13 protein-coding genes and 1 pseudogene are annotated in these 16,555 nt (G+C 50.8%); all 14 read left to right on the plus strand.

The window, feature by feature from the left end:
* The coding region (locus RCH93_RS05380; RefSeq protein WP_306547300.1) for a right-handed parallel beta-helix repeat-containing protein at nucleotides 1-1,273 on the plus strand (1,273 nt) is incomplete at its 5' end.
* A gap of 140 nt (nucleotides 1,274-1,413) precedes the next feature.
* A complete protein-coding gene (locus tag RCH93_RS05385; RefSeq protein ID WP_306547301.1) occupies nucleotides 1,414-1,971 on the plus strand; it encodes a DapH/DapD/GlmU-related protein in 558 nt (185 codons plus the stop codon).
* 78 nt (nucleotides 1,972-2,049) lie between these two features.
* On the plus strand, nucleotides 2,050-3,627 hold the full coding sequence (locus RCH93_RS05390; protein WP_306547302.1) for a lipopolysaccharide biosynthesis protein: 1,578 nt from the start codon (nucleotides 2,050-2,052) through the stop codon (nucleotides 3,625-3,627).
* 440 nt (nucleotides 3,628-4,067) lie between these two features.
* A pseudogene (locus RCH93_RS05395) lies at nucleotides 4,068-4,220 on the plus strand (DapH/DapD/GlmU-related protein); the annotation flags it as partial.
* Nucleotides 4,221-4,373: 153 nt separating this feature from the next.
* A complete protein-coding gene (locus tag RCH93_RS05400) occupies nucleotides 4,374-5,108 on the plus strand; it encodes an acyltransferase (protein ID WP_306547303.1) in 735 nt (244 codons plus the stop codon).
* Nucleotides 5,105-6,280 carry a glycosyltransferase family 4 protein gene (locus tag RCH93_RS05405; RefSeq protein WP_306547304.1) on the plus strand — a complete coding sequence of 392 codons (1,176 nt, stop codon included), beginning with the start codon at nucleotides 5,105-5,107 and terminating at the stop codon, nucleotides 6,278-6,280. Before RCH93_RS05400 ends, RCH93_RS05405 begins: the two co-directional genes overlap by 4 nt.
* Nucleotides 6,273-7,379, plus strand: coding sequence for a glycosyltransferase family 4 protein (locus tag RCH93_RS05410; protein WP_306547305.1), 1,107 nt, complete (start codon nucleotides 6,273-6,275; stop codon nucleotides 7,377-7,379). Before RCH93_RS05405 ends, RCH93_RS05410 begins: the two co-directional genes overlap by 8 nt.
* Nucleotides 7,376-8,524, plus strand: a complete 1,149-nt coding sequence (locus RCH93_RS05415) for a glycosyltransferase (RefSeq protein WP_306547306.1) — start codon at nucleotides 7,376-7,378, stop codon at nucleotides 8,522-8,524. The genes RCH93_RS05410 and RCH93_RS05415 overlap by 4 nt, the downstream gene beginning before the upstream one ends.
* 12 nt (nucleotides 8,525-8,536) lie before the next feature.
* On the plus strand, nucleotides 8,537-9,928 hold the full coding sequence (locus RCH93_RS05420) for a hypothetical protein (protein ID WP_306547307.1): 1,392 nt from the start codon (nucleotides 8,537-8,539) through the stop codon (nucleotides 9,926-9,928).
* A 111-nt stretch (nucleotides 9,929-10,039) separates the two neighbouring features.
* A complete protein-coding gene (locus tag RCH93_RS05425) occupies nucleotides 10,040-11,104 on the plus strand; it encodes a glycosyltransferase family 4 protein (protein WP_306547308.1) in 1,065 nt (354 codons plus the stop codon).
* Between the two features lie 3 nt (nucleotides 11,105-11,107).
* Complete coding sequence (locus tag RCH93_RS05430) at nucleotides 11,108-12,886, plus strand: alginate lyase family protein (RefSeq protein WP_306547309.1); 1,779 nt, start codon at nucleotides 11,108-11,110, stop codon at nucleotides 12,884-12,886.
* Nucleotides 12,883-13,647 carry a WecB/TagA/CpsF family glycosyltransferase gene (locus RCH93_RS05435; RefSeq protein ID WP_306547310.1) on the plus strand — a complete coding sequence of 255 codons (765 nt, stop codon included), beginning with the start codon at nucleotides 12,883-12,885 and terminating at the stop codon, nucleotides 13,645-13,647. Before RCH93_RS05430 ends, RCH93_RS05435 begins: the two co-directional genes overlap by 4 nt.
* Before the next feature lie 110 nt (nucleotides 13,648-13,757).
* Nucleotides 13,758-15,002 carry a UDP-N-acetyl-D-mannosamine dehydrogenase gene (gene wecC, locus RCH93_RS05440; RefSeq protein ID WP_306547311.1) on the plus strand — a complete coding sequence of 415 codons (1,245 nt, stop codon included), beginning with the start codon at nucleotides 13,758-13,760 and terminating at the stop codon, nucleotides 15,000-15,002.
* A 4-nt stretch (nucleotides 15,003-15,006) separates the two neighbouring features.
* Nucleotides 15,007-16,554, plus strand: a complete 1,548-nt coding sequence (xrtD, locus tag RCH93_RS05445; RefSeq protein WP_306547312.1) for a VPLPA-CTERM-specific exosortase XrtD — start codon at nucleotides 15,007-15,009, stop codon at nucleotides 16,552-16,554.
* Nucleotide 16,555: the final 1 nt, after the last annotated feature.

Here is a 16,555-nt window from a genome sequence, read left to right on the forward strand (position 1 = left end):
CGGAATTTTAATTGGCGGTTTCCCTCGGCCGATTAAAAATAAAATTATCTACAATAAAATATTCAATATTATTTATGATGGTATTCATATTGGAATAGAAAATAGTAACGAAGAAGAACTAGGATTGTTGATAGAAGGGAATGAAATACATGGTAGTTTGATATCAGACGGTATTCAATCTAATGCATGTTATGAATCGACTGAACCAAAATGCATAGGAGCCGCAGGAGTAGTCGTCAGAAACAATAAAATTTTCAATAATGCTGAAAACAGCATTGATCTAAAAGGCGCTGGAAAATGGGTTATTGAAAATAACATCCTTTTCCAGGCTTATGGAAATAACGATGGTGGCATTGAAAGCAGGACAGAAGAAGGGTGCACTAATCCTCCATGCAATAATACACAAGGGGGAGCTAGCATCGGAAAAGGGGGAAGTCGTTATTCAAAAGATATAATTTTAAGAAATAACCTGATTTATGATGGTAACGGAGGAAGTGTTGTTTGGGATGGATATATCATTTATAACAATACAATTCTTAATAATCGAAGAACATTTAATGGACCAAGCCAAGAGTTTTGCGTTACCGATAATTGTAGTGGTAAACCCGAATTTCCAGGCCTTTATGGGCCAGGCGAGAATGTCGTCATTATTAATAATATCCTTGGTGACAATGGCTTTGCTGTCGTGCGCTGGAACAATCCCAAATGGCTAATAGATTACAACTGTTATTACTGGTCCCGGCCTGAATTGTTCAGAGGATTTGCTCAATATTTAGATAATGCTGGGTGGCAGGCTTTTAAGCTTGATGACTGGAGACAATATTTATCGCTCTCTTCTGGGGTAGATGGCAAGGATGAGCATAGCATTGTTGTTTCGGGCCCCACGGGGCTATTTCAACAGGTTGAAAGTAATCCTTACGGCAGTGACCAGCAATTTAATTTCGATTTAAAAATCTCCTCCCCTGCTGTTGGAGCTGGTTGTGCTTTAACTCAGGTTAAACAAGAGGGCAGCGGTAGGACGCTCAAAGTTACAGATGCTCGTTTCTTTTATGATGGATACGGTGTGGGTGGCGGCGATTTAATCGTTGTCGGTCAAAATAGACCTGTACGCATTGCTCAGATTGATTATTCAATAAATACACTCTTTTTAAATGAAGATATCTCATGGAACATTGGCGACCCTGTTGGCTTAGCCGGCAACGGAGTCGCCCCTGATTTAGGTGCGAAAAATCCAGGGTTGATTAAAGGGCCTGGGGTTACAGTGCCAAAATAATTTTGGCTCATTGAAATGCTCTATTGTGCCAACATGGGTGCCCAAAAAATCAGGATTGATTGAAGGCCCTGTTCTTTTAAAAATTGATAAATAGCGCCACTATATGTATGAATTTTTTTAGGATTATTTCAAATCAAATAATGAAATTTTATCGCTGTTTAATTTTTCTGGAAAACCCTGGAAAATTTTATTGCAGAACAAAAAACTTAAAAAATCGAGGGATGAAAATAGGTGATAATGTTAAAATATTACATAGCTGTGTGATCGACGATTCAAGGCCATTTTTAATTGAAATTGGAAATAATGTAACCATAGCTCCATTGTGCCATCTATTAACTCATGATGCTTCCATGAATATTTTTTTGAAAAAAACAAGAATTGGTAAAATTATTATTCACGACAATGTTTTTATTGGAGCTAATTCTGTTATATTGCCTAATGTTTCCATAGGTCCTAATGCCGTTGTCGGAGCTGGCTCGGTTGTCACCAAGGATGTTCCTGAAAATTCTGTCGTTGCTGGGAATCCGGCAAGACAATTATGTCAATTGCAAAATTTTATTGAATCGCACGAGGAAAAGTCAAGTAAACACCCTTGTTTTTCTTTTGAAAAATATCATGGTGACTTTATTTCAGGTGAAGATGTGTTGCTTATGAAAAATGAATTGAGCCACACGTTTGGTTATTCTGCCAATGATTGATTAATCTTCAAATTGTTGACATGGCTTTGCAGAAATAATGAGTGATCTAATCCATAATTTTTCTGATCCGTATAGAGCGTGAACGAACCAGCAAATAACACATCCGCCGACAATCTTTTTAAAAAAGGGCTGTCTGCGGTAAAATATACTTTGATATTCCGCTCTGCGGCTCAATTGGTCGGTGCGGCCACAACAATATTCCTGGTGAGAGCTTTATCGGAGAGTGATTATGGGGTTTATAATCTTCTATACGCAGTGATTGCTCTCTTGGGAATGGTCTTTTCCTTCGGTATCGGGAACACCCTCCAACGGTACATGCCAGAATATTACAACCGGGGAGAGTTTGTTCTGGCGAACCGGCTCTACCAGAGAGCATCCTCTATTCGCCTGCTCTCCAATATCATCACGCTTGGATTGATATTTTATTTCTGGGAAACGGTCACGCCACTCCTAAAAGTTACTGCCTATAAAAATTATTTTGTCCTCTTTTCCGTTGTTATTTTGCTGAACATGCAGCGCGGTATTCTTGAAAACTGCCTCGCTTCGTATTTTCTGCAAAAATTTTCCCAAGGCCTCTCTATTATTTTTGTGCTGATTAAGGGCGTTGGCTACGGGCTAGCCCTTTTGTTCCAGTGGGACCTATGGGCTGTTTTGATCATCGACCTGCTGGCCTCTCTTGTCGTCTTCCTCCTCTTACAGTGGGTGTATTGGGTGAAAGTTCCCCGCCAAGGAGGCCTTCAAGATCGCTTTTCCAAGGAAGAGAGAAGGCGCCTGGCTCGTTACGCGTTTTACTATAATTTCAACGATGTCGGCGTGGGGATGCTGGATGCCAATTTTGATACCTTCATTATTGCCATGTTCCTTGATCCGATTGCCGTTGGCGCCTATGCCTTTTGTCACCGCATCAACAATATGGCCAGTAGAATGCTCCCGGTAAACTACCTGCTTGATGTCGTTCGCCCGCTCTTTATCGCCGGGAATCATGACGGCCAATCTGCGGAAATACAACGTAACTTTCAACTCCTTCTCAAGATAACTTATTTGTTTCAATTTCCTCTCTTCGTGTTCTTTTTGCTTTTAAGCAAAGACCTCATAACCGTTTTTTTTGGAGGAAAATTCATTGAGTTTTCCCCTCTTATTATTGCGGTGGCCTGCTGCAACTTGGTCAACGCCTTTCAATTGCCGGTGGGACTAGTTGCTCAACTGCGGGAACGGGCCGAGGTTATTTTGTACAGTAAAATTTTCGCCTTGTACAACCTGCTGGCCGACCTGGTTTTTATCCATTATTGGGGTATCTGGGGTGCGGTGCTGGCCACCGGAAGTGCCGTTTTATTCAGAAATTTGTTTATCTGGTTTTATGTTCGACATGAGGCGGGATTCAGCGGCACGGGCCTTTTCTTTGCGAGGTCAATTGTCGGCTGGCTGGTTGTGATTGGAATTGGATCTGCTCTTGGCTTGCTGACAACTAACGCCCTGCTTCGACTTGTTGCTGGCGCTGTACTGATCGTCGCAGCGTTTATACTGCACGTGCGCCATATTCACTTCAATCAATGGGAACAGGATACTCTTTGTAAACTCGCCAACGTGAACAAAAAGATACAACTGTTTTTTAAGTCATTCGGGCTTTCTGCAATCATGTCCGCTAAACAGGAGTAATTATGTGGTTGATGGACCAATATCGGACCGTTGTTAGTCACATGTACAGGCACATTTTCAATGGGCCCTGTAACCGGTTGCAGGTGACTGGATTGGTAAAATTTATTAATCGCCAGCGAATATGGATCGGCAATGATGTGCTCATTAAAAGAAACTGTGAGTTCTTGCCTGCAACAAAATCTTTCGACAGGGCGATAGTCATCGGCGATCACTGTGAGATCCATGAAGGCTGTGTATTAAGGACCTTCGGGGGATACATTCACTTCGGCAAGAAGTGTAGTTTGAACAGATCGGGGTATGTGTGGGGTGGCGGTGGTGTAACTGTTGGCAACATGGTCCGCATTGGACCAAGAGTCAATATTACAACCAATAACCACATTTTTCGTGACAGATCGCGGGCGATCATGGACCAGGGTGCAGACTTTGGGAAAATCGTTATTGAAGATGATGTCTGGATAGGGGCAAACGTAACGATCTTGCCTGAGGTTACCATCGGGCATGGGGCCGTGGTGGGTGCTGGAGCTGTGGTGACGAAGGATGTAGCCCCTTTTTCGATTGTTGCCGGAGTTCCAGCAAAAGTAATTGGGGTGCGCTGATCTCAACGATGAGTTTGATTTTTCAAATAAATCATGTTTAGCCTTGGTCAAAAGAATGACGCACACAGTCCAAAATTTATTTCGTGGCTCCTCTTTTTAAGTTGATTCGGAAAATAGATTCTTTAAGGCCAACTCCAATATTGGACATTCATGAAAGAAGGTAAATTGCCATTCATCAGGGCCGTGGTAGGCCAGATACGTCACCTGTTTCGAACAAGGAATTCTTTGTCTTTTATCAGGAATTTACGTAAAACGGGTGTGCCTATTGGCGAGGATGTCATCTTTCACAGCCCTCGGACAACCTTTGTCGACCCGACGAGGCCGTATCTGATCCGCATCGGCTCTCATGTGCGTATCACCCATGGCGTCACGATTCTCACCCATGGGTACGATTGGTTTGTCCTGCGCAATCTACGCCGGAGAGCTTATGGCTCTGCTGGCGAAGTCGATTTTGGCAATAATGTGTTCATTGGCATGAACGCCCTTATCCTCAAAGGGGTATCAATCGGGGACGACACCATTGTGGCCGCCGGCTCTGTGATCACCCGAAGCGTACCGCAACGAAGCGTGGTCGCGGGGAATCCCGGCCGGGTTACCTGTTCGATCGAGGAGTATGGCGACCGCCTTGAGGCTCGCCAATTTCACGAGGCTGCAATCCAGGCCCGCGCCCTTGTTCGGTCTGGCCGCAAGGCCGTTCCCGATGATTTCAGAGAATTTTTCTATTTTTTTCTGCCGCGAAATTCCGTCGGCTTTGGGCGTATCCCAGTCGAACTGCAGGTGGGGCCATTTATGCCCGAGTTTCTCGCGTCTCAGCCTACCTTTGCATCCTTCGAGGCATTTCTGGCAGCTTGCTTGGAACATTTTGAAGAACAAGGTGATCAATGAGCAATACCACCGATAAACGCCTCCTGATCGTTTGGCCTCAGTATCGAACGCACAACCGATCATTTTTTGAGTCTATTTTGGAGATACCCGAGGTTTTATTAGAGGTCATCTGGGTGCGACCACACCGGGCCGATGATCTGCCGGGCCTAAATTTTCTCGCTCAATGCGCCTCGCATGTTGTAGGGGCGAAAGATATCCGAGTCGGCGACTATACCTTGGCCACTTTGCAGCGACTGGTTCGCTTGCTGGTGCCGGCTGTTTTGCGCTGTGACGCAGTCCTCTCTTCCACCCAGGCCCCGCTTCACTCCAAAGTTGCCTTTTTCACAGCCCGGCTGCTGCGACGCAAAATATTTTTAGTGCTGCAGCAGTGGGAAGATCTGCCCGGGCGCGGTGTTTGGGGTCGTCTTTACGGTAAAATCGGCTACGCGATGTTGCGCAGGGCTGACCGGGTTTTTGTGCATGGGCAAAACCAGGCACAATTCGCGCTTTCCCGTGGATGCAAAGCAGAACGGATTGCGGTGCTCCCTTTTCTCTCCGATGACTTGGCGGAGGGGAGCATTCCAGCCATCGAGGCAAAAAAACGTTTAGGGTTGGAGGGTCGGAAAGTCGTCCTCTATTTCAGCCGTGTCACCCCCCAAAAGGGGCTTGATTTGCTGATATCGGCCTTCAGGATCATCTCTGAACAACTCCCGGGGACTACACTTCTCGTTTGTGGCGGGGCGGACCAACATTTTGCTGATTATGGGGAAGCGTATTCCTACGCTGCTCATTGCAAGACACAGGCCGCCGGCCTTAATGTCCAATTCATGGGCGAAGTAGCTCCCGCCGACAAGGCGATCTATTTTTCTGCCGCAGATGTCTTTGTCCATCCCCACGCCAATACGCCACTGACTAATGAAGGTTGGGGGCTGGTGATCAATGAGGCGGCATCAATGGGTATTCCAATTGTAGCCACGCGAAAGGTGGCGGCGGCGGCAGACTTGGTGCGCCATGGGGAAAGCGGATTTGTGCTCACTCCGGGGTCGATCACCGAACTGACCGAGAAGGTTTCATGGCTGCTATGCAATGACGAAGAGCGAAGTCAATTTGGCCAAAAATCGCGGGAAGTTTTCGAGAGCTATCATCGGCCGGAAAACATTGCGGCGCGCTTGCAGGAGGCCATGCTTGGCTAAGCGTATTGCCATCGTCAGCGGTGATTTTTACGAGCAGTGTGTGGGGGGGGCCGAATATCAGGCCTACCTCCTGGCCAAGGAACTCCTGCAACAAGGACATGAGGTGCACCAGATTTTCATCTCGAACGGAAAATCGTTTACCCCACAAACAAGGGTAATTTTGCATCCCCTGACAAAACGACATTGGCTGCGTCGCTTGGGGGGCGCGACCGTGGGCCACTGCTTGGCAGTCCAGACAGCGCTTGGCGCCATTCACCCTGACATCATCTATCAGCGCGGCGCCTACGCCCTGACCAATTATTGCGCGTCCTTTGTTCGCAAGCAGGGCGGGCGATTTATCTGGCACGCTGCATCGGACATGGATTTTGCCACAGACCGGACCGGAAGGCCGGCCTTCTTGCGCCCATTGCGCCGACGTGAACGCACCTTGGCGCGGCGGGGAATCACAATGGCCGATGAAATCATCTGCCAGACGCACTCGCAAGCCGAAGCCCTGCGGCAACAATTTGACAGAAGCTGTCGCGCTGTCATTCCCAATGGGCACCCTTTGCCGGCGGGACCCTTTCCCAAGCCGACAGATAGCAAGCATGTGGTGTGGATAGGCAACTGGAAGGCGGTCAAACAGCCGGAAATTTTCATCGCCTTGGCCGAAAGGCTTGGGGCGGAAGCCGGCGTCCAGTGCTCAATGATAGGGAGGACAGGTACCGGTTCTGTGTACGAGGACCTCTGTCGAAAGGCACAGGGGCGCCATAATTTGACTGTTTGGGGAGAGCTGCCACAAGATCGCGTGGCCAGCATCCTTGCCGGTGCGCATCTCCTTGTGAATACCAGTCAGCTTGAAGGTTTCCCCAATACCTTTATTGAGGCCTGGATGCGAGAAGTCCCGGTTTTAACGCTCTGCGTTGATCCCGATGGCCTGTTGGCCCAAGAGGACATTGGCGTATGCGCCGGTCATTTCGACAATCTTGTTGCTCATGTCAAGCGGCTGCTACGGGATGAGGCCGAACGCTCAAAATGTGGTCAACGCGCCCGGGCCTATGCGGCACGCAGGCACTCTCTTGAGGGCATGTCGCGAGCCATGGCGGAGGTGTTTGCATGAAGCGTCTCCTCTGGGCCGTTGAGAAGCAGTTTGATGTGGCAACCGATGCGTCGACCTGGGTCGAAATGATTCGTGAGCTGGAAAAACGCTATCAGACAGTCTTGCTCACGGGGTATCGGAACAAACCGGTTGATACCCTTTTTCGCTCGACCCGCTGTGGCTGGTACCGTTCGGCGAGGATTCCCATTGTAAACCGCTTGGTTAGTTACTTCTACCTTGTTGCCCTTCTGATGGGGGAACTGAGGCGCAACCGCCCTGATTTCGTGATTCTGAACGGCACCAACCCTTTTCTTGTGCTGGCCGCAGCAAGGGCCAGGAGAATGGGGGCAAGGGTGATTTTCGATGTCCGCACCCTTCCGGTGGGGACAAGCGCGGCGTCGCGACTAGTGGAAAATGTATTGCTTGGCCTCTGTCTCAAGCTGGCAACCCGTGTTCTCGATGGCGTTTCCTATATCACCGAGGAGATGGAAGAACACTGTCGGACAGCCTACGGACTTGGAGATCACTGCTCGACGACGTGGTCATCTGGCGTAAACCCTGACATCTTCCAAATCAGTACAAGTGGTCCCGTGGAGCATGCCGAAATGACCGTGTTGTACCACGGGACTATTGCCTGCCAGCGCCGGCTTGGGACGGTTGTGGAGGCTCTGGCGTTGTTGCCACAGGGTTTGGTTCGGCTGCGATTCCTCGGGTCTGGCGATGGGACGGAGGACATCAGGCAACTTATCGAATCGCTCGGCCTACACGACTATGTCCGTGTTGACCCGCCAATACCCTATGAAAGGATTCCCGAGGCAATCGCTGCGTGTGACCTGGGGATAATTCCGCTGCCAAACTGGCAGGGCTGGAACGTCAGCTCTCCCATTAAGCTGTTCGAGTACCTCGCCTGTGGGAAACCGGTGATTGTAACCGATATTCCAGCCCATAGGGCCGTCCTCGATGGTATGCCTTTCGCTTTTTGGGCCGGCAATGGTTCTCCACCCGAAATAGCGGCGGCCATGACTGCATCAATCACCGCCAGATCCGCCTTGCCGGGCCTCGGCCTAGCCGCGCGTGATTTTGTCAGCCAGCGTTACACTTGGGCCTGCCAGGCGGACCGACTCGCGCTTTTTCTTGAAAACCTGCCTTCCGCCGGACGGGGTTGAAACTACAGCGCCATGCTTGCCGATCTTTGGAAAACGCCGGAAATTATTACCTTGGTGAGCGTAGCCGGGGTGTTGTTCTATGTGCCCATTGTGCTCTTTTTCTTTTTTCGATCAAGAACGGCGGGAATTGTAGTCATTTTATTTGTGTCAACATTTGGCAATCTTCTTTCTGATTATGGGATACTGCCGGATCAGGCCAATTGGTTAATAGAAATCACCATAGTAATACTCCTGGTAAAGACAATTATCGTACAGGTGTTAAACAGGTCTGTTCGGCTCTATTTTGTCTTCGAGCTGTTTATGCTGTTTATAATTGTCGTTTTGTCTGCAATTCTTAATAAATCGAATTTTGCAGGCGCCATATTGATGCTTCGCCCCATGGTCAGGTATGTATTGCTGTTTTTGATCATTGTTAACACCCAGTTCGTGGAATCCGAAATTCAGCGACTGATTCGCATCATTTACTGGCTGATTTTACTGCAACTCCCCGTTGCTTCGGTAAAATTCATGATATACGGCCAGGGTGAAATGGCTGTGGGGACATATGCGGGAATTCATGGTGGAACACTCTCTACCGTATTGCCACTGGTGGCGCTACCCTTTCTATTTTGTTTTCACCAGGTATATAAACGCACCAACTGGACTGTGGTTATGGCTGCGGCCTTTGTTGGTTTTAGTGTCATCGGCGGCAAAAGAGGCTTTATTTTTTACCTGGGTCCAGTTTTACTGTATTGGCTTTTCATGTGTATGGTTCGCTGGAGGGTTCGTTTTCAGAGTCGGGATATTGCGTTGCTCTTCGCGCTGGCTGCAGGAGCCTTCATTGCGGCGACAACTTTCGTTGTTACCCTCAACCCGGATGAGATCGGTCGATATGTTGGCAAGCGCGAGGCTGGGTATGAAGGCGTGCTCGAATATGCCTATAATTACAACATGAACGAGGTGGGGGGGGTGAGCCACGGACGCTGGGCCGCAACAATCAAATCTCTCGAATTGGCCATTGATGGAGGATCAGGAAGTTTTTTTCTTGGGTATGGGCCTGGTGAGCTCGTTCGCTCCCGCTTTAATCAGCAATCAGCCGATCATCTTTCCGCACAACTCGGTTATGGACGCACCGAATTTGTTTATACCATGTTTCAAATAGGCCTCCTGGGAACACTTGCCTATTTCATCATGCCCATTCGTGTTTTTTTTCTGGCAAATCGACTTTATAACATAAGCACTGATGGTTACTGGAAGGCTTTTGCAATGGGGCTAAATGTGGCTACTTTTGTTGTAATTATGATGGGTTTGACATATTGTTATGCTTTGTTGAGCAATTTTCTTCCGCTTGTTTATTGGTGTTTTGCAGCCTTTGCTATAAAGATGATTGATTTGCATGGAATCGGTGCGCGTCATGGTGCATGATTTTCCAGCTTTGAACGGGATGTAGTTATAAATTTTGTCAAATTATGTGCAGCAAACCTATCGAAATTTTCAGGTAACGAGGATCGCCCTATTATTCCCATGCGTTTTCAGATGATCATGTTGAGCCCCTCGCCCGATGCAAAAGGGGGCATTGCTTCCGTGGTTGAGAACTACCACCAACTTGGACTGTTTGCCAAGTGGGGAGCTTATTATATCCCAACACACACGGATGGCAGTTTCTTGAAAAAAATAAGTATCCTAGCATGGTCACTGCTTCGATTTCTTCGTGTGATCCTCTCGCAAGATATCCGTTTGGTGCATGTACACACCTCTTCGCGAAGGAGTTTTTTTCGAAAAAGTCTTTTCTTCGTTTTGTGCCGTTTTTTTCGAATTCCTTACCTCGTTCACCTGCACGGGAGTGAATTTATGACCTTTTACCGAACCGAATGCTCTTGGCTAGGCAAGCGATTAGTGCATTCGGTTTTTAGCCATGCCGGAGCTGTTTTGGTGCTGTCAACGACATGGGCTGAAGCGGTTCGACCCTTTTCCACCCCAGCGCCACGTTATGTCGTGCCCAACCCCATCCGTTTTGCCGGGGTTCGCCCCGGAACGCGAAACGGATTTTCTCTCCTCTTTACTGGACGTTTGGGCCAGAGAAAGGGCGTTTTTGATCTGGTGGAAGCCTTTTCCCGTGTGAGCAAACAAGTGCCCGCCGCCCATCTTGCCTGTTGTGGCGATGGTCAGGTTTTCGAATGCAGACAGCGGGTGGAAGCCTTGGGGTTATCACAACAGGTGGATGTCCCAGGCTGGGTTGAGGCTGATGAACTTCAACACCTCTTGGCCGTGGTCGATATCTTTGTTCTGCCGAGTTACGACGAAGGGCTGCCCATGAGTCTGCTGGAAGCCATGGCTGCAGAACTGGTCGTAGTAACGACTCCGGTAGGCGGCATTCCCGATTTGATCGAGGACGGCGTGAATGGTTTTTTGGTGCAACCGGGAGATATTGACGGCTTGGCGACTCGGCTGATTACCTTGCTGACCAGTCCGGAACAGCGTCTTGCCATTGCAGCCAAGGCGCGGGAAACTGTCACCCAGCGGTTTTCCGCTGAACAAGTCCAGAGTAAGCTAGAAGAGGTCTATCGGCACTTCGGCCTTGAGCCGCGACAGGAACACTGAGCCATGCAAGCGGAAATGCCTAGCTTTCTCTTCACTCGTCTGCGGCATGCCTCGCCGCACGAATTGGTCCACAGGGGGATTGAACAACTCACCTGGAAAATCCTGGCAAAATGTCCGCAATTTTTCCATTGGCTGGTTGAAATTCCCGAGATTTCATCCGAGTCCATTTTATCTCTTTGTTTTCCGCAGATATGTCAAGACAATCTGTCGGCATGCTCTTCTTCGCTGCATTGCGAGGAAAAGTCAGCCCCAACAGAGGACTCAGGCACTGCCGAGACGGACATTCGTGCCCTCTGGGAATCGGCCCGTCTTCAGCAGATAACTCGTTTGTTCTATCTGGCCCAGGCGAAGGCGCAGGAGGGGGAACCGGCTTCCCATGCTTTTCGTGTGGCGGAAACAGCTCTTTTCCAGTGGTTGCGGGATAATCCTTTCCTTTCTAGCCCCCATTTTTTGTCGGTAATGGAGTGTGGTTTGCGGATTCCTGTTTTTTTCCTGGCTCTAAAGATCCTTGAACTCAGTGACCGGCAGCGCTTACAACTGCATCAGGCTATTTTTGAGCATGGCTGGCTCATTCGCCGTCGCCTTTCCTTGTATTCGTCCTTGGGCAACCACACTGTCGCGGAATGTGTTGGCTTGGTTTTGGCGGGAACCCTTTTCGCCCAAAGTGGCCAAGGAAGAGAATGGTTCCGCCGGGGGCTGCTGTTGCTCGAACAGGAGTTGCCGCACCAAATCCTTAAAGACGGTGGGCCAGCCGAGCAATCCCTGTCGTATCATCGCTTTGTTCTCGATCTGTACTGGTTCGTGGCCGATTTTCTGGAGCGCAACATGTTGCATGACTGCTCCCACTGGAAACCCCGTCTTGTTCAAGGAGAGGATTTTCTGAATGCGCTGGCTGACTGCCAGGAAAGCTTGCCAAACATTGGCGACAGCGATGACGGTAGGGCCTTGGCACCTGGCCTGGCCCCGTTGCGCGGTACGCCGTTCCATGTTTTGCCCTCGAAGAGGGTGCAAACCTTTCCTCAATCAGGATATACCGTCCTTCGCCACGATAGCTATGCGCTGTTGACCCTCGACCACGGCCCGCTGGGCATGGCGCCTCTGTACAACCATGGCCATGCCGATGCCCTTGCCCTGACCTTGTCGGTCAAAGGCAAACAGATGCTGGTTGACTCCGGAACTTACCGCTACAACGGGGTGCCCGAGTGGCGCCGGTATTTCAAGGGCACAACGGCGCACAACACGGTCACCATCGACGACCTCGACCAGGCGGTCCAGGTGACAGGATTCATCTGGGACAAACCCTATTCGGCGCAACTCGTCAGTTGCCGCGAGACAGAATGGGGTATGCATCTGGAGGCCACGCACAATGGCTATACACGGTTGCCCCAACCGGTCGAACATCGGCGTCACTTGTTATATGCAGAAGAAGGCTGGATAATTGTCAAGGATATGTTCAGCGGCAGGGGAGAGCATGCCTTTGAGTTGAACTTGCATCTCCATCCCGAGGCAACCGTTATGGAACGGGATGGTTGGTGGCAGGTTTGCAGGGGCGATGCCTGGCTCGCTCTTTGTCTGCTTGAAGAAGAAAACTTGATTCATGTATTCGGTCAGGAAACACCCATACTTGGCTGGTACTCTCCCGCCTATGGGGTCAAGCAGAAAACCAGCGTGCTGCAACGCCGAAAAACCGGTTCACCCGATGCGGTCATCTTCACGGTCGCGATCATTTTTTCGGGAGTGCCGAACAGAGAAAGGCTTCAAGAGTATGCGAGCACCCTATGAATGACCGTTTGCCCATTCTTGACATTTGGGTCGATCCGGTAAGCCGCGAGGAAGCCCTGCAACGGGTTCGCGACTTCCTGAAACACGGCGATCGGCCGCATGCCATTTTTGCCGCCAATCCGGAAAAAGAATTTTCCGTCCCCGCCGATCCCGAGTTGTATCAGTGCTACCGGGATGCAGCCCTGCTCCTGCCCGACGGCATTGGCGTTGTCCTGGCTGCCCGGTTGCTGCACGGGGTTCGGCTGCACCGGCTGCCCGGATCGGAATTTCTCTTCGACATCTGCCAGCTGGCCGAGGCCGAGGGGCATGCCATCTTTGTTTTCGGGGCCAAGGAGGAGGTTAACAGTCGCTCGGTGGCGCAGCTGCAGCGGCACTACCCAGGGTTGCGCATTGCCGGCCGGGCCAACGGCTACGTGCCAGACGAAGAGATGGCTCTATTGATCGAGAGGATCAATGAATCCAAAGCGGCAATCCTCTTTCTTGCCTTGGGCTCTCCGCGCCAGGAAAAATGGTTTGCCGCTCACAGGGGCATGCTGTCCACGGTTCGCGTGGTGCAGGGTGTTGGCGGCACTTTGGACACTATCGGCGGCAACGTGCGGCGTGCGCCAGAGTTTTGGTGCCGACATAATCTGGAATGGTTGTACCGGTTGACTAAAGAGCCCAAGAGGGTCAAGCGGCAAAAGGTTTTGCCTCTTTTTGCCCTGCGGATCCTCAAACAGTGGTTGAGTATGAAGGCCACCCGTGTTGTGAATCGATTTTAGGGCCCACACTTTTATAAAGCCAGTAATATCCTTTGCTCTAATTTTTGTACAATATCCCGAGGGGTATTGGTGGTTATAAACAGCCAGCGTGTAGCTGGGGGAATCCTTAAATGTTCAAAAATAAACAGAAAGTTGTTGTGATGGGGTTGGGCTATATCGGTTTGCCGACCGCCTCCATGCTGGCCACCAAGGGGCATCAGGTGCTGGGTGTAGATGTGAACGAGTCTGCAGTTAACACCATCAACTCCGGCAGGATCCACATCGTGGAGCCCGACCTCGATATTCTGGTCCGTTCCGCTGTGAACAGCGGCAACCTGAATGCGTCGGTTACCCCGGAAGAGGCGGATACTTTCATTCTAGCTGTGCCGACACCGTTCGAGGAAACCGAGTCAAACCCCAAATCCCCGGACATCAGCTACGTCGAGGCGGCAACCAGAGCGATTGCCCCTTTTTTGCAGGTGGGTAACCTGATCATCCTCGAATCCACCTCGCCGGTGGGAACGACCGAACGGGTCGCCGAGATCATTGCCGAACTCCGCCCCGATCTTTCCAGTCCCCATTCTCAAACTTCCGGCTCTTGTATTCACATCGCACACTGCCCGGAGCGGGTGCTGCCCGGCCACATCATCCGTGAACTGGTTGACAACGACCGGATCATCGGCGGCATCGACAAGGCCTCGGCCCAGAAGGCTCGCGACCTGTATAAGACCTTCTGTAACGGCAGTATTTTTCTGACCGACAGCAAGACCGCTGAACTGGCCAAACTGGTGGAGAATTCCTTTCGTGACGTGAATATCGCCTTTGCCAATGAACTGTCCATGGTCTGCGATCGTCTGGGGATCAACGTCTGGGAACTGATAGAACTGGCCAATAAACATCCGCGCGTAAACATTCTACAACCCGGACCGGGGGTGGGGGGGCATTGCATCGCCGTAGACCCCTGGTTCATTGTGGCTGCCGAGCCGGAGATGACTAGGTTGATCCGCATTGCTCGCGAGGTGAACGATTACAAGCCGCATTGGGTATTGAACCGGGTCAAAGCCAAGGCAAACCGCTTCAAAAACCCTGTTATCGGCTGCCTTGGGCTGGCGTTCAAGGCCAACATCGACGACCTGCGCGAATCCCCGGCCATGGCGATTACGCGGGAGCTGATCGGGTCGGATGTGGGCAAGGTCATGGCCTGTGAACCGAATGTGCACAACGGATTTGACGAATTCCCGCTCCACGAGTTGCAGGAAGTGCTTCGGGAGGCGGATATCCTGCTGGTGTTAGTGGATCACGACGAATTCAAGGAGATTGACCGAGAGCTATTGAAGGAAAAGGTGCTGATTGATACGCGGGGAGTTTGGCGGTAATTACATGACAGGCCCTATTTTTTCCAAAATTTCTCCGGCTGTTTTTCTCCTGTTTTATGCAGCGCTCTTCACCCTGCTGTTTTTCTCCAACTTCCAGGTGATGGTGACTTGGTGGAACAACAGCGATTACAACTATTGCGCTTTCGTGCCGTTGATTGCCGGCTACCTTCTGTGGGAACGGCGTGCACAATTGCGATTGCCCTCCGTGCCTTCGCGGGCGGGGCTTGCATTCGTTGGCCTGGGAATTTTTCTCTATCTACTGGGCGAGTTAGGGGGTGAGTTTTACAGCATCTATTCTTCCTCCTGGGTTATGCTGGTTGGGCTGCTCTGGTTGCATTTTGGCTGGCGCAAACTTCGCGCCATTGCCTTTCCGGTCTGCTTTCTGTTGGCCATGTTCCCCTTCCCCAATGTGATCAACAATGCGCTTTCCTTGAACCTGAAGTTGGTTTCCTCAAAAATTGGGGTGCTGCTGCTTCAACTCATAGGCGTGTCCGTTTTTCAAGACGGCAACATCATAGACCTTGGGTTCACCAAGCTGGAGGTGGTCGAGGCCTGCAGCGGCCTGCGGTATCTCTTCCCGCTGATAATCGTCGGCATCCTCCTGGCCGCCCAGCATCGCGCCCGGTTGTGGCAGCGGGCTTTGCTGGTGCTGTCCGCTGTGCCGTTCAGCATCCTGATCAACAGCCTGCGGATCACCTGCATCGCCTGGTTGTATCCGGTTTTAGGCGCCGGGGTGGTGGATGGTTTCTGGCACGATTTTATCGGCTGGTCGCTCTTTATGGTCAGTGTTGGGGGGATGTTAGGCGCGAGGTGGTTGTTGCTCAGGTTTGCGCCAGAGCCTCCGGGGGCATCGTCTTTTGAACGCAAAAAAACGGCAGATGGGCCACAGGCCGGATTGCGGCCAAGGCCAGTTTGGCCGATGGCGGTGGCGGCGGTGCTTATGCTTGCTTCAACGGCAATCGCCACCCGCAGCATCAATTTCCGCGAGCAAGTGCCGTTGGCCAAGCCCTTTGCCGATTTTCCCATGCAGATTGAGGATTGGCGCGGTCGGCAATCGAATCTTGAACAAATCTATCTGGCTCAATTAAAACTCAGCGATTACCTGCTGGCCGATTATGCCAATGCCCAAGGGAAGACGGTCAGCCTCTATGTCGCTTACAACGCCAGTCAGCGCAAAGGGGCTTCCAGCCATTCCCCGGCAACCTGTCTGCCCGGCAGCGGCTGGATTTTTAAAGAATCCGGAACCACAGAACTCCCTGTAGGGCCGGGCAACGGGCAGGCAATGGTTAAACGGGCGTTCATGGAGAAAAACGGCGAACGCTTGCTGGCCTACTACTGGTTTCCCCAGCGTGGCCGGGTGTTGACCAATCTCTACCAGCTGAAATGGTTCACCTTTTGGGATGCGCTGACCCGGCAACGAACCGACGGCGCCTTGGTGCGGTTGATCACCACCGTGCAACCAGGCGAGCAACCGGCAGAGGCCGACGCGCGTTTGCAGGCGTTTGCGCGCGAGGCTGGCCCGCAACTCAACTCTTTCCTCCCGGGCCGTTGAC

It is taken from the genome of Desulfobulbus sp. (genome assembly GCF_030824455.1).
Taxonomy (GTDB): Bacteria; Desulfobacterota; Desulfobulbia; order Desulfobulbales; family Desulfobulbaceae; genus Desulfobulbus.

Excerpts from the sequence above, each read along its gene's own strand:
- RCH93_RS05385 (WP_306547301.1), top strand. The coding sequence starts at position 1,414 with ATGAAATTTTATCGCTGTTTAATTTTTCTGGAAAACCCTGGAAAATTT.
- RCH93_RS05400 (WP_306547303.1), top strand. The coding sequence starts at position 4,374 with ATGAAAGAAGGTAAATTGCCATTCATCAGGGCCGTGGTAGGCCAGATA.
- RCH93_RS05405 (WP_306547304.1), top strand. The coding sequence starts at position 5,105 with ATGAGCAATACCACCGATAAACGCCTCCTGATCGTTTGGCCTCAGTAT.
- RCH93_RS05415 (WP_306547306.1), top strand. The coding sequence starts at position 7,376 with ATGAAGCGTCTCCTCTGGGCCGTTGAGAAGCAGTTTGATGTGGCAACC.
- RCH93_RS05420 (WP_306547307.1), top strand. The coding sequence starts at position 8,537 with ATGCTTGCCGATCTTTGGAAAACGCCGGAAATTATTACCTTGGTGAGC.
- RCH93_RS05425 (WP_306547308.1), top strand. The coding sequence starts at position 10,040 with ATGATCATGTTGAGCCCCTCGCCCGATGCAAAAGGGGGCATTGCTTCC.
- RCH93_RS05430 (WP_306547309.1), top strand. The coding sequence starts at position 11,108 with ATGCAAGCGGAAATGCCTAGCTTTCTCTTCACTCGTCTGCGGCATGCC.
- RCH93_RS05435 (WP_306547310.1), top strand. The coding sequence starts at position 12,883 with ATGAATGACCGTTTGCCCATTCTTGACATTTGGGTCGATCCGGTAAGC.
- wecC (WP_306547311.1), top strand. The coding sequence starts at position 13,758 with ATGTTCAAAAATAAACAGAAAGTTGTTGTGATGGGGTTGGGCTATATC.
- xrtD (WP_306547312.1), top strand. The coding sequence starts at position 15,007 with ATGACAGGCCCTATTTTTTCCAAAATTTCTCCGGCTGTTTTTCTCCTG.